Here is a 12813-nt window from a genome sequence, read left to right on the forward strand (position 1 = left end):
GCGCAGCGCTTTTCGAGGCCGTCTGACCGTTGAGCTGAATCGATTAACAACCGTCAGCGCTTCGTGAACTTTTTTTTAATCTCTTCTCTAAACCTCGTACAGCAGATGTTGATTTCCCTGCGGTTGCGCGGCGGCGCTATATATCGAGGAAGTTATTCACGCCTTTTCATCGTTTTACTTGTCGACCCTCCTAAACCAAACAAAAAATGGAATCGTCAGTGATGCAAAAGCTGCTATGCGCTGCACTTTCCAATCCCTCTAATGAAGATGCCCTCAACCTCGAGGCGTTTGTGCAATGTGTCGCTCCGCTCATGATCGACGTATTGCTGCGTGGCGAGACGGGGACCGGTAAAGACACGCTGGCAGAAAAGATCCATCGCATGTCCGGCTGCTCCGGCAAATTCGTTGCCATCAACTGCGCCGCCATTCCCGAATCCCTCGCCGAGAGCCAGCTCTTCGGGGCCAACACCGGCGCGTTTACCGGGGCCAGCCAGAATCGCGCGGGGTTCGTCGAAGCCGCGCATAACGGCACGCTGTACCTGGACGAAATCGACAGCATGCCGTTGGGCCTGCAAGCCAAGCTGCTACGCGTCCTGGAATCCAGGACGGTCCAGCGCCTGGGCTCGACCCAGAACATCCCAGTGAACATGCGAGTGATCGCCTCCGCCCAATGCCCGTTGGGAGAAATGGTCGAACGTGGTGAATTTCGCAGGGACCTTTATTTTCGCCTGAACATCATCAGCCTCAAGCTGCCCCCACTGCGCAGTCGCAAGGAGCGCATCGTGCCGCTGTTCCAGTCGCTGGTGCGCCGCGAGGCCCAGGCACTTGACCGGCCCTACGTCGCACCGTCGCCGGCGCTTCTACGCCAACTGATCGGCTACGCCTGGCCTGGCAACATCCGCGAGCTGCAATCGGCCGCCAAGCGCTATGTGCTTGGCTTGCCGGCGTTGCCCCGTGCCGAGCAACTGGAGCACAGCAGCTCGACGCTCAAGCTGAAAGAACATCTGCAGCAGTTCGAAAAAATCCTCATCGAGGACTGCATGCGCCGCCACCATCATTGCATCGACAAGGTCATCGCCGAATTGGGTATCGCCCGGCGCACGCTGTATTACCGGATGAAGTGCCTGCAAATATCGACGAGCTGAGTGGATCGGTGGAACCGTTTGCGCAACGGTCGCCACTTAACCAGCGAGACGTTCACGATCGTCTCGCCCTTCCACAACCCGGAGATACGACTATGAGTTTTGGTGGACTTTCTCTCGCGGCTTCCACGGCTGCCATGCAGCAGATGGACGCGACCTCGGCTGCGATGACAACCATGAAATCCGAATTCGACCAGAAGAAACTGGTCGCCGACACCATGAACGCCATCGCGGCAGGGTCGATGGACACCGCCACCAAGGCCATCACCGCCATGGGGGAGGCGTCGAAGAACATACGATTCTGACCTCTCGCTCCAGCCCCGCTCCGGCGGGGAACTTCAAGCGCGATGCGAGGAGGCCCTATGCACATCGACTTGCCAGACAGCCTTCGTGCTCTCAGAGACCTGCCCCAAGACGAACCCACGCGGCGCCCTGCATCGACGCCGCCAGACCTGCACCTGGCGCTGCACGGGGCCGGCGACCGGCTGAGGGAGTCGCTCGTCCAGTGGAGCGCCGAACACGGTTCGACGGGCGGACAGTCTCGGTTCGGCTGGACGAGCCCCCAGGATAGATTGGCCGCCGAGACCGACGACCCTTTGCGCCTGGTGCTGGAAGACATCCTGGAGGAAATCAACGGCGGTACCGGTTCCAATCTCGACGTCGACATCGATGATGCCTATTCCAACGAAGACCTGTTCAACGATCTGGCTCAGATGTTTGCCCATCGCCGGCAGCCCATCGGTGACAACGATGTCGACAGCCAAAGTGATTTCGGCAATGCCAACAACCCCTTCTGTGGCGCGCTGTTCGGCGCCTGGGAGATGGACGGCGATCACGCCACGCGGCGCAGTCGTCATGACGCGAGCCTGTCGCTGCTGCTCAAGATCATCGCGGTCCTGGGCCGCAGGAAACTGCTGACGCTGCTGGACATCGACGAAGGTGACGGCCAGGCGCGGTACGAACCAGACGACCAGGACCTGTTGTTCGAGATCGCCGCATTCATGGACCAACACCCGGCGCGCTATCCCCCACCGGCAACCCTCGACGCACAACGGTGGACATGGACCGAACGCATAGCCCGCGGCACAGCGCTGGATGCTCGCGAAACCCGGTTGTTCCAGCTTGCCCTGGAAGAACTGGACTTCGCCCTCGCCCGCCTGGCCGGCCAGCCGGCCCCGCCGCGTCAGCGTGCCCGGCGCAACCGGCAAGAAATCGAGTTTCACCTGAGCGTCACCGGCAGCGCTCGCAACGTCTTGAGGCTGATGTGCGCCTGAAGGCGCCGGCCCTTTGAGTTTTCGAACCGACCTTTGAAACAGGAGACATTCCGTGGACATTCAAGCCATCGACCCCAGCAACCTCGCCGCGACGTCCGCCAAAACGAGCGCCAGGCCTCAGGCCGACGCCCAGACCAGCGACGTCAGTTGGTTCAACGCACAAATGCGCGAAAAAGCCCCCGTCCCGAACAGCGAAAACAATGTCGCGGCACGCATCATAGACTCGTTGTCGAGCCGCTCCGGCGAATTGCAGCGCCTGAATGATCGCGCCAACCGGGACATGCTCAAGGCTATCCGCACCGCCGACCCGCAGGACATGTTGCAGTCGAACCGGTCGTTGTCGTCCTTTCACCTGGAAAGCCTGATGACCGCGAAAGTGGTCAGCAAAGGCTCCCAGGCGATCGAGAAGCTCACCAATCTTCAGTAAAGGGAAGGCCGGTCATGTCCATGCGCGCGTTCTCGACACTGTTGCTGTGCCTGCTGCTCACCGGTTGCGATGAACGGACGGCGCTGCACAGCCATCTTTCCGAGCAGGATGCCAACGAAGTGATCGCCGAGCTGGCGAACAAGAACGTGGAGGCGAGCAAGCGAGTCGACAAAGACGGATTGACCGTGCTGGTCGAGCCTGCCGACATGAACAGCGCCGTCCAGGTACTCGAAGCCGCCGGCCTGCCGCGCCGCTCACGTTCCAGCCTGGGGGAGATCTTCCGCAAGGAAGGGGTCATTTCCACGCCGATGGAAGAGCGTGCCCGCTACATCTATGCGCTGTCCCAGGAGCTCGAATCGACGCTTTCACAAATAGACGGCGTGGTGCTCGCCCGGGTCCATGTGGTCCTGCCGGAGCGGGTGGCCCCGGGAGAGCCGGTCCAGCCCGCATCGGCCTCGGTGTTTATCAAGCACACCCGTGCCCTGGACCCCGACAGCATTACCCCGCGCGTGCGCAACCTGGTCGCCAGCGGGATTCCCGGCATGGCCGACGCCGCTCAGAACCCGGCCAAGCTATCGGTGGTATTCGTTCCCGCCGCGCCGTATCAGGAACGGCGCAAGATGGCGTATTTCGGCCCTTTCCTCATGCAGGCCGACGACATCGGCTATTGGCGGGCGGTGACCGTGACGGCAAGCATCACCTTGCTCGCCATCCTGATGGGCGCCTTGTATGGCCTCTATCGGCTGTGGCGCAACGGCGTGTTGGTGCTGCCACGATTGCTCGATCGCAAGCCTACCAAACCAGCCGGGACACCAGCCTCCCCCCAAGGCAGCGCGACACCTGGGCTGTTCGCCGTGAAAAACCCGGGGACCAAACCCGACAGTAACGGGACCGCCGCATGACGGCAGAGCTTGCATGGGTTCGCTGGTGGAACCTCGCGTGGCGTGAAGCAGACCGGGGCTGGTATCCGTCGGCGCTTGGCCTGCTGACCGCGCCGCAGATAGACGCCCTGGCCCGAGGGCAGCATGCCGCGCTTGCGCGCAGCTTTGGTATGACGCCCTGCACGCCACCACCACCCAGCCCGACGCTGCAATCGCTGTTCTGCGGCACGCCCCGGACCTTGGTCCTTGCCTGCGAATTGGTGGCGAGCACTTGCGCACCGTTAACGGCAACACAAGCACTGTCGGCGCAGGACCGGGCCTGGTGCGAGCGCACCGCCAAAGCCCTGCGCCCGGGACACTGGCTCGAACAAGACCAGGATCCGCTCGCCCTGCTGCGCGCCTGGCTGGGCGAACGGGCCTGGGAACGCGCGCGCCTGGCGTTCCCGCGCGACAGAGTCATCGCCATCGAGTCGGCACCCGCCCTTCAACCGCCAGCCGCCAAACTGAACACGCTTTGGCAGTCCGCCTGCTGGAAAGCTGAGCAAAGCCTGGCACCTTCGGCCCCTATCCAAACGGAGAGACACGATGCTCGCTCGGCGTTCGCTTGAACTGCGCCCCGATGGCCAGGGCCTGTCGCAGCCCTACATCGCGCGCGAAACCCTGGTTGATTGTGCCCGCGCACAGGTCGTCCTCGAACAGGCCCAGGCGCAGGCTGCGCAACTGCTTGAACGCGCCAGCGCAGAGGCGGACGCAGCCGTGCTCGAGGCTCAAGCGCAATTCTGGGAAAAGGCCGAAACCCTGCTCGCCGCGTGGGAGGCCCAGCGCCAAGCCATGTGGGAGCGGATCGAGACCAGTGCTGCACATTTGGTCAACGAGGCCCTGGGGACGCTGCTGAACGAGGTCCCGGAGCAGGCACGCATCGATGCACTCGTCCGCCAACTGGCGTCGCGTCAGGACGACCCGATCAGCGCCACCCTGCGCTGTCATCCTGAAGACCTGGCAAACCTGACCCAGAGCCTGGGCACCGACAGCCGACGGCCCTGGACACCGATGGTCGATGCCGACATGGAACGACATCAACTGAAGCTGGAAACACCAGGCGGCACCTACCTGCTCGACTGGCCCACCGCCGTCGAAGCCCTGCGCCTGCCCGAACCACAACACATCACCGCAAGCTGACCCACCGCTTTCGCGAGCAGGCTCGCTCCCACAAATGGATCGAAGTACGACCGGGAGAGCCAGGTCGGCTGTCAGGCCGCCTCGCGAGCAAGCTTTGCTCCCACAGGCCCTGCGCACACAAGTCTGATGGGTGTGCGGCCGCAAGAGCCAGGTCGGCTGTCAGGCCGCCTCGCGAGCAAGCTTTGCTCCCACAGGCCCTGCTCACACAAGTCTGATGGGTGTGCGGCCGCAAGAGCCAGGTCGGCTATAAGGCCGCCTCGCGAGCAAGCTTTGCTCCCACAGGTCCTGCTCACACAAGTCTGATGGGTGTATGGCCGCAAGAGCCAGGTCGGCTGTCAGGCCGCCTCGCGAGCAAGCTTTGCTCCCACAGGCCCTGCTCACACAAGTCTGATGGGTGTGCGGCCGCAAGAGCCAGGTCGGCTACTAGGCCGCCTCGGAACGGACGTTGATCTCAGCGCCCCGTTAACCACGATGGCCGAACGCAGGCATTGTGGAGTGGGCAACCCGGCATGGATGCCGGGTTAGCCGCGCTGGGCCATGGATGGCCCTTCGCGGCGGGCCCACGGAGCAATGCCGGAGTGAGGGCACACCGAGCCTAGGCGAGGTGCCGAGTGGTGGGGCAGGAGCGTTTTGCTTACTTTTGCGCTTCTCAAAAGTGAGCCGCCGTCAGGGCGGAACCCAAAGTGGCCGTTACCGCAGCAACGGATATGTACCCAATCAACAAAATCCCGGCCAGTTTGCCATCGCGAGCAAGCTCGCACAGGAGAAACGCCCCCTCACATCCCGACGCCCATTTTTTCCTCATTCGCGCGGAACCACCAACGGCATAGCCACCACTCACACCGTGAACATGCCCAGCCCAGAGGAACCGCCCATGTCTTCCACCGATGCCGTCCAGCGCCGCCTCGACACCTACTTCCAACGCGCGACCGACAACGTCAACAACGCCGCGATGAACGCCGCAGAAAGTCAGTCACTCGACGACATGCACTCATTCGTGACCAGCATGAACGGCATGTCCGTCGCCGTGAACGCCGCCACCCAACAAACCACGGCCCATCACAACCTCGCCAAGGCGATCATCGATGCAATGCCATGAGCTGCGCACACAGCTCACCCGCTGGAGCGCCAGCGTCGACGGACCGGAGCACTTCACCGTGGTCATCGACGATGGCGAAGCAACGTTCAGCAAGCTCGACGAAGGCTTGCTGGCAGCGGTCGAACTGACCGCCCCGGTGACCCACGAGATGGCCCTGGAAGACCTGCTTCGGCTGGCGCACCCAAGCCTCTCGCGGTTTCCCGGCGCGCTGGCCCGTTCGCCACAAGACGGCCGGTTGTGGCTGCTGGCGCAAGTGCCGCTGGACGGGCACATCGACGACTTGATCGAGGTGCTCGAAGCACTGCTCAACCAGCGTGACACCTGGCAATCGATTCTCAATAAAGACCAACGTGCCGTTGCCGCGCCAGTGGCGCGACGCCTCTCGCACCCTCATTTGCTCGGAACAGGAATCCGCCATGCCTAACAGGTGGCTTGCACCGTACCGCTTGATGACCGCAGGCAAGGTACACCTTCGCCCGTTGATCGCACGCCGCTGGGCAAAACCTTCGCTGATCGCACTGGCATTGGCCGGCGCGCTTGGCGCGGGCATGCCGGCAGAGGCGGCCATACCGACCGACTGGAAGAACACGCCTTATGCCTACGACGCCCAGAGCACACCGCTGGCCAAGGTACTCGGCGACTTTGCCAATACCTTCGCCGTGCAGCTGGTGATCGACGGCACGGTGAAAGGCACCGTCGACGGGCGAATGCGCGCCGAAAGCCCCCAGGCATTTCTCGACAGGCTCGGCCTGGAAAATCGCTTCCAGTGGTTCATGTACGGCAACACCTTGTACGTCAGTCCCTTGCAGAACCAGGACTCCACGCGCCTGGAAGTGTCCGCCGATGCCGTGCCGGACATGAAGCAAGCCTTGACCGACATTGGTCTGCTGGATCCGCGTTTCGGCTGGGGTGAATTGCCCGACGAAGGCGTGGTCCTGGTCTCCGGCCCGGAGCGCTATGTGCGCCTGGTGGCGCAGTTTGCCGAAGTGCGCAAGACACCCGAAGAGAAGCAAGAAGTAATCAGTTTCCCGCTGCGCTATGCCACCGCCGCCGACCGCAACGTCAAGTACCGCGGCGAAACGCTGGTCATTCCCGGGGTCGCCAGCATCCTGAAAGGTTTGCTGGAAAGTCGCAGCGCCGTGTCGGGGGGCATGCAGACAGCCTCGCCCCAGGCGTCGTTCCAGAACATGCAGAACCAGCAGTCCATGACCATGGGCAATATCGAACAGTTGGCCATGAACGGCATGGGTCGGCCGAACACCAGCCGCGTACCGTCCGGCGCGAACAGCGGTGGAGGTGGCCGGGGCAAGATCCGCGTCGAAGCCGACGTGCGCAACAACGCGGTGCTCATCTACGACGCGCCCAAGCGACGGGAGATCTACACGCCGCTGATTCGCGATGTGGACGTGCCGCGCAAGCTGGTGGAGATCGATGCGATCATCCTCGACATCGACCGCACGCAACTGGCCGAGCTGGCCTCGAACTGGAACGTCGAGAGCGGCGATCTGATCGGCGGCGCCTCGATGATTCGACCTGGCGCCAGCTCGACGGTGTTCATTCAGGACTACGGCGATTTTTCCGCGCAACTGCGGGCCCTGGAGGGCCGTGGCCTGGCCTCGGTGGTGGCGAACCCGTCGGTACTGACCCTGGAGAACCAGCCGGCGGTCATCGACTTCAGCCGCACCGAGTACATCTCCGCCATCGGCGAGCGCGTAGCCACCGTCGAACCCATCACGGCAGGCACCAGCTTGCAAGTCGTGCCCCATGCCATCGAGACCGGGGGCCGCAACCAGATCCAGATGTCCCTGGACATCGAGGACGGCCGCATCGAACCCTCGGAAGTCGGCCAGCAGACGCCCAGCGTGCGCCGGGGCGTGGTCAGCACCCAGGCCGTCATGGGCGAAAGCCGGTCATTGGTGGTAGGCGGTTTTCATACCGAAGAGACCGGCGACAACCTCGAACGGGTGCCATGGCTGGGTCGCATCCCGCTGATCGGGCCGTTGCTGTTTTCCTCGACCACCCGCGAAACCAGCCGCCGCGAGCGGGTCTTCATCCTGACGCCGCGCCTGATCGGTGACCAGGTCGACCCGGCCCGCTACATCTCCGCCCTTGACCGCGAACAGGTCGACAGCGCCATGGCCCGCCTGGAAGAGCGTCGCAACGGCACCCGTCCCGTCGGTCGTATCGAGGTCAGCGACGTGCTCGCCCAACTCGCCGACGGCAACATTCCAGCCACGTTCAAGCAAGCCCCATCGATTCCTTATTCGCCCGACACCTTGTGCGCGTTGCAACCCGGATTATCGCTGGACGCCGCCCGGGCCCAATGGTTCGCCGGCCCCGATTACGGCATTGCCGTGGGTGTGATACGCAACGACGAGCAGCGGCGCCTGCGTTTCGACGAGGCAAGCTGCGGCAGCCGCTGGACCCTGGCCACCACCGCCTGGCCGAAGGTGTGGCTTGAGCCCGGTGAGGAGACGGAAGTGTTCGTGGTCATGAAGCAACCCACGCGCACGCCAGGCGGCGAGCGCCCTTCTCTCCTGCAAACCAGCGCGAGGACCCTGCCATGAGTCGCACGCCACTGCTGCTCGTTTTATTGCTGAGCCTGCCGGTGTTCGCCGGCTGCGCAAACCGTTCGGGCTGCCAGGGCGATGCCTGCAGCCGCGCCGAACCGGACAACGGTCGGCTGGTGATCTGGTGGTCACCCGGCATGCGCGGCGGTCTTGGCTCCCCCGAACACCCACTGGACCATACGGTCGTCCCATTGGAGAACTGAAACGCTATGTCTTTTTCGGTACACAGCGTAAGCACTCGCCAGGCCTTCCAGAAGAACATCATCGCCGGCATCGCGACGTATTGGGAAATAGCCCCAGGCATCGAGTTCTGCCTGCGGCGCGAGCCTCACAGCGTGGGGCTCGCCTTACAAATACAAAGCCAGGCGCTGCATGCCAACCAGATCCAGCATGCACTGGAACGGCGTTTCGCCCAGCCGACCGACTACGCGCAGCTGTTCGTATTTCTCGATCCGCAGCGAGCGCTCGTGGTCTGGCAGGCGTTGCCCGACCCGCCGCTATCCACTGAACTGCTCGATGAAATCCAGTCCCGTCAGCTGTCGCTGCTGGGCCTGGAAGACCTCGACGATTACTCGGCCACGTATTGAACCTGCGGTCAGAGGCTGCTTGCGCTGGGTCTGTAGGAGCGGGCGAAGCCTGCGATCTTTTGATCTTTTGATCTTTCGCTTGAGATTCAGGTGTGTGGGGAAAGATCGCAGCCTCGTTGCACTCGACAGCTCCTACGCAGCTCCTGCAAAGCTCGTACGGCCCAGCGGGAGCAATCTCTGGCCACAGCGATTCATACAGAGACTTTATGAGGGAGGTTTTCCATGACCGTCGCACCGCTTGCCCAGCGCTTGATCTCGGCCCTCGCGGAACATTTGCATGCGCACTTGCAGTTGGAAGGTGGCGTGTGCGCGCTGTATGACGCGAGCAACCGCGAAGCCGTGGTCATCGAGTTGCCCGATCACGGCGATGTCGCCATCCTCCATAGCTCGATCGACGTACCGGCCCATGCGCCCGGCTTGCACAAGCGCTTGCTGGAACTCAACTTTCGACTGGATCTGCTCGGTGGCAGTTGGCTGGCCCTGGACGATAAGGGCAGCGTTCGCCTGTGTGCCCATTGTCCACTGGCGATGCTCGACGAGGCGCGGTTCTGCCATTGGATCGTCGGCTTCATCGCCCAGGTCGGCGACATTCGGGCGCGCTTGGCGGTGCCTGCAATGCCGGGCGGTCCGCGTCCGGCCTCACTTAACACAAGCCGCACCCGATTGGGATAGGCGCCCGTGGCCTGGAATTATTACCGTTGGGCTCTGTAGGAGCTGGCGAAGCCTGCGATCTTTTGATCTTTCGCTTGAGACTCAAGTGTCGTTGAAAAGATCGCAGCCTCGTTGCACTCGACAGCTCCTACACAGCTCCTACATAGCTCCTACACAGGTTTATGCAGGCTCATCGCTTTATCGAAGCTTCATCGCCTCGCCACCCTCCTGCATGACTTTCCTTGCACTGTCCATGAAGCCCTTGGTGACCTCCGTCACCGTATCGCTCATCAGCTTGGCCATGTCGGCGGAGCTTTTAACGAGCAACATGGCGCTCTGGCGTTCTTCCATGCCCATTTGCAGTTGGAACTGCTTTTCCATCAACTGCTTTTGACGGGTTTCCATTTCGCTCATGAAAGAGTCCGGCGTGCGAGACTCCGAAGTGCGGTTGGACGTTTGTGCGTCATCCAGCGGTTGCGTGTCATTCGGCGCCGCCGAGTGATTGGTGTCCCGCGTTCGGGTGCGGCCACGCTGATGCACCGCCGGTGGCGTCGAGGAGGAACGCCCCCGGCCATGCAGGCTTTGGGTGCCTTCGCGCTGCTGCGCCTCGCGGGGGCGTTGGCTCAGCGAGGGTGAGCGCGATGGCGATAAGCTGTCGGCGCCGTGCAGGGCACCAGTGCCCCTCAAGGGGCTTGTCAATGCGTTGGGTTCAGGCATGGGAGATCTCCATGAGTCGATAGTTTGCGGCGGATACTGTCGGCAAGCTGGCATCGCCCAGGCGAGCCTGGCTCATTCCCTGAGTGGCACGCGCATGCGCATCGGTTCCATCGACCTCAACGCTGGTTCAACTCCGGGATCTCAATGACCTCGCCCTTGGCCTCATCATCCAGTTCGCGCAACACCCGATAAATGTGGGCAACCGCCTGGAGCGTTTCCCGGGGGATATAACCACCGACGTCTTCGCGGTAGATCGTGCGCGCCAGCCAGATGCACTGGATGACCGGGACCCGCGCCGCCTTGGCCCGCTCGATCAGCGCCCGGGCCTCGGCATCGACGCCTTTGACGATCAACTGCGGCAGCGGCGTTTCCTCGGGGCGATACAACAGCGCGACGGCAAAGTGGGTCGGGTTGACCACCAGCATGTCGGCGTCTTCCACCGGCTTGGTCTCTTTGTTGGCGGGCTGGTCGACCAATTGCCGGGCCAGGCTGCGGCGATGCATTTTTACGTGAGGGTCGCCTTCCATTTCCTTGAATTCCTTGCGCACCTCCTCCTCGCTCATGCGCAGGCGCTTGGCGAAGAAATATTTCTGCAGACCGAAGTCGAGGATCGCCAGCACCAGCAATACGCCCAGGCAGACGTGCATGATGTGCCGAAACAGGCTGGCCAGCCCACGCCAATAACTGTGCAGGTCGCCGTTCACCAGGCTGATCAACGAGCCGAGTGCCGGCAGGGTCACCAGGTAAATCACGGTGCCGATGAACACGGCCTTGACCAGCCCCATGAACAGGTTGATCAGCGCCTGGCCGGAGAACATCTGCTTGGCCTGGTTCATCGGGTTCAAGCGGTTCGGGTCCGGCTGAAGGGCCTCGGGGGCGAACAGGAAACCGAACTGAATCCAACCGGCCACCAGGCGCGTGACGATCGCCAACCCCACGGTCATCAAGGTGAAATTGAGCAGCACGCCACCGGCATGGGCCAAGGTTTCCTCGAAGGCACGCACGAAGTCGACATCCAGCCGATGCAGCGGGAACGCCACCATGTCTCCCAGGGCCTGCATGCTGTCGTCGGCCTGGGTCAATGCCACTTCGGTGATCGCGGCAAGCACCAGCAGGCTGCTCAAGTCCTGGCTTTGGCCGACCTGGCCCTTGTTGCGCGCGTCGCGAATCTTCTTCGGTGTCGCCCGCTTGGTCTTTTCGCCACTGTCTTCGCTCATGGCCGAAGCCCTCCTTCAGGGTGACGGCAACAACAGGTGCAGCAGATGCCGGATTTCGCCATAGCGACCAAGCCGGCCCGTCATCGCGTCCCACATCGTGGGCAGGTAGAACAGCAGGAAGCCCAGGCCGATCAGGCTCTTGGCCGGCATGGCAAGGACGAACACCTGCAATTGCGGGCTGTACAGGCTGAGCAGCGCCAGGCTGAACTCCACCAGCAACAGCAAGCCGATAAAGGGCGCCGCGTAGAGCATCATGTGCATGAACATTTCGCCGAGCAGCCCGAGAAACACGCCGAAGCCATCCGCGCCAGGCAATGGAAACCAAACGGTGGGCGACCACACCAGGTAGCTGTCCCAGATCACCTGGGTCAACGTACCAATGCCCAGGGTGGCGACCAGCAGCAAGATCGTCATCTCCTTGAACAGCAGGCCCAGGGGCGTGGTGTCGCTGCCGAGCGCCGGGTTCAACTGGCCACCGATCAGCGCACCGCGCTGGTTGTCCAGCAAGGCGCCCACCGATTCGTATAACCAGAACGGCATCGCCAACAGCACCCCGAGCAAGAAGCCCAGCACCAGCTCCTTGAACATCAACCCGACCAGCGACAACCAATTGACCTGGGCGTCGATCAGCGCCTGGCGAATACCGGGCGCCGGCAACATGCCCAAGGCAAACACGACGGCATGGCGCGGCAAGCCTCGCAGGTGCTGGAAGCAAAACACCGGGACCAGGTATGCGACCGGGTAAATGCGCGCCATGCCGAGCGCGATCGACAGCAGCAAGTCGAAGTACGGGCCGAAAGCCTGGGCCGTCATCAGGTGTTGGCCATCATTTCGAATGCCCGGCGCAGCAGTCCCAGCAACTCCACGCCGATCCAGCGGCCCGTGACCAGCAAGGTCAACCCGACCGCCACCAGCTTGATGCCGAAGGGCAAGGTCTGGTCCTGGATCTGCATCAAGGCCTGCACCAGGGACGTCAGCACACCGACGATCACCGCCACGATCAAGGGCGGTGCGGAGAGCAGGACCACCAGCAGCATGCCTTCCTTAAACAACGTCAGCGCGTCCATCG

17 protein-coding genes are annotated in these 12813 nt (G+C 62.7%); 13 read left to right on the plus strand and 4 right to left on the minus strand.

The features are described 5' to 3' along the window. Positions 1-221: 221 nt before the first annotated feature. From LQ215_RS14470 to LQ215_RS14530, 13 genes are all read left to right on the plus strand, one after another. Positions 222-1145, plus strand: a complete 924-nt coding sequence (locus tag LQ215_RS14470) for a sigma 54-interacting transcriptional regulator (protein ID WP_230150780.1) — start codon at positions 222-224, stop codon at positions 1143-1145. A gap of 173 nt (positions 1146-1318) precedes the next feature. Further along, on the plus strand, positions 1319-1447 hold the full coding sequence (locus LQ215_RS29595; protein WP_356641742.1) for a hypothetical protein: 129 nt from the start codon (positions 1319-1321) through the stop codon (positions 1445-1447). Between the two features lie 57 nt (positions 1448-1504). Beyond that, positions 1505-2416, plus strand: coding sequence for a harpin HrpZ family protein (locus tag LQ215_RS14480; protein ID WP_230150781.1), 912 nt, complete (start codon positions 1505-1507; stop codon positions 2414-2416). A gap of 52 nt (positions 2417-2468) precedes the next feature. After that, the gene (sctI, locus tag LQ215_RS14485) at positions 2469-2843 is read left to right on the plus strand and encodes a type III secretion system inner rod subunit SctI (RefSeq protein WP_230150782.1); all 375 of its coding nucleotides are present in this window, start codon (positions 2469-2471) and stop codon (positions 2841-2843) included. Positions 2844-2857: 14 nt separating this feature from the next. Beyond that, positions 2858-3745 (plus strand): type III secretion system inner membrane ring lipoprotein SctJ, encoded by an 888-nt coding sequence (sctJ, locus tag LQ215_RS14490; RefSeq protein WP_230150783.1) that lies wholly within the window; start codon positions 2858-2860, stop codon positions 3743-3745. Next, the gene (locus LQ215_RS14495) at positions 3742-4332 is read left to right on the plus strand and encodes a hypothetical protein (protein WP_230150784.1); all 591 of its coding nucleotides are present in this window, start codon (positions 3742-3744) and stop codon (positions 4330-4332) included. Before sctJ ends, LQ215_RS14495 begins: the two co-directional genes overlap by 4 nt. After that, positions 4310-4903, plus strand: a complete 594-nt coding sequence (sctL, locus tag LQ215_RS14500; protein ID WP_230150787.1) for a type III secretion system stator protein SctL — start codon at positions 4310-4312, stop codon at positions 4901-4903. The genes LQ215_RS14495 and sctL overlap by 23 nt, the downstream gene beginning before the upstream one ends. A gap of 874 nt (positions 4904-5777) precedes the next feature. After that, positions 5778-6002, plus strand: a complete 225-nt coding sequence (locus LQ215_RS14505) for a type III secretion protein (RefSeq protein WP_024618899.1) — start codon at positions 5778-5780, stop codon at positions 6000-6002. Then, positions 5989-6426 (plus strand): type III secretion system chaperone, encoded by a 438-nt coding sequence (locus LQ215_RS14510; protein ID WP_230150790.1) that lies wholly within the window; start codon positions 5989-5991, stop codon positions 6424-6426. The genes LQ215_RS14505 and LQ215_RS14510 overlap by 14 nt, the downstream gene beginning before the upstream one ends. After that, positions 6419-8569: a type III secretion system outer membrane ring subunit SctC gene (gene sctC / locus LQ215_RS14515; RefSeq protein ID WP_230150793.1), complete on the plus strand. Its 2151-nt coding sequence runs from the start codon at positions 6419-6421 to the stop codon at positions 8567-8569. The genes LQ215_RS14510 and sctC overlap by 8 nt, the downstream gene beginning before the upstream one ends. Further along, positions 8566-8775, plus strand: coding sequence for an HrpT family type III secretion system protein (hrpT, locus tag LQ215_RS14520; protein ID WP_024619913.1), 210 nt, complete (start codon positions 8566-8568; stop codon positions 8773-8775). Before sctC ends, hrpT begins: the two co-directional genes overlap by 4 nt. A gap of 6 nt (positions 8776-8781) precedes the next feature. Next, positions 8782-9159, plus strand: a complete 378-nt coding sequence (locus LQ215_RS14525) for a hypothetical protein (protein WP_230150796.1) — start codon at positions 8782-8784, stop codon at positions 9157-9159. A gap of 222 nt (positions 9160-9381) precedes the next feature. After that, positions 9382-9831 carry a type III secretion system chaperone gene (locus LQ215_RS14530; RefSeq protein ID WP_230150798.1) on the plus strand — a complete coding sequence of 150 codons (450 nt, stop codon included), beginning with the start codon at positions 9382-9384 and terminating at the stop codon, positions 9829-9831. A gap of 177 nt (positions 9832-10008) precedes the next feature. On the opposite strand, the gene LQ215_RS14535 is transcribed toward LQ215_RS14530, so the two are convergent. From LQ215_RS14535 to sctS, 4 genes are all read right to left on the minus strand, one after another. Further along, entirely contained in the window at positions 10009-10527 is a 519-nt protein-coding gene (locus LQ215_RS14535; RefSeq protein WP_230150801.1) for a type III effector, read from the minus strand. Positions 10528-10643: 116 nt separating this feature from the next. Beyond that, entirely contained in the window at positions 10644-11744 is a 1101-nt protein-coding gene (gene sctU, locus LQ215_RS14540; protein WP_230150804.1) for a type III secretion system export apparatus subunit SctU, read from the minus strand. Between the two features lie 15 nt (positions 11745-11759). Continuing rightward, the gene (gene sctT, locus LQ215_RS14545) at positions 11760-12557 is read right to left on the minus strand and encodes a type III secretion system export apparatus subunit SctT (protein ID WP_230150807.1); all 798 of its coding nucleotides are present in this window, start codon (positions 12555-12557) and stop codon (positions 11760-11762) included. Continuing rightward, positions 12557-12811 (minus strand): type III secretion system export apparatus subunit SctS, encoded by a 255-nt coding sequence (sctS, locus tag LQ215_RS14550; protein ID WP_003206603.1) that lies wholly within the window; start codon positions 12809-12811, stop codon positions 12557-12559. Before sctS ends, sctT begins: the two co-directional genes overlap by 1 nt. Between the last annotated feature and the right edge of the window lie 2 nt (positions 12812-12813).

Origin of the sequence: Pseudomonas brassicacearum (assembly GCF_918698105.1) — a bacterium.
GTDB lineage: Bacteria > Pseudomonadota > Gammaproteobacteria > Pseudomonadales > Pseudomonadaceae > Aquipseudomonas > Aquipseudomonas brassicacearum_F.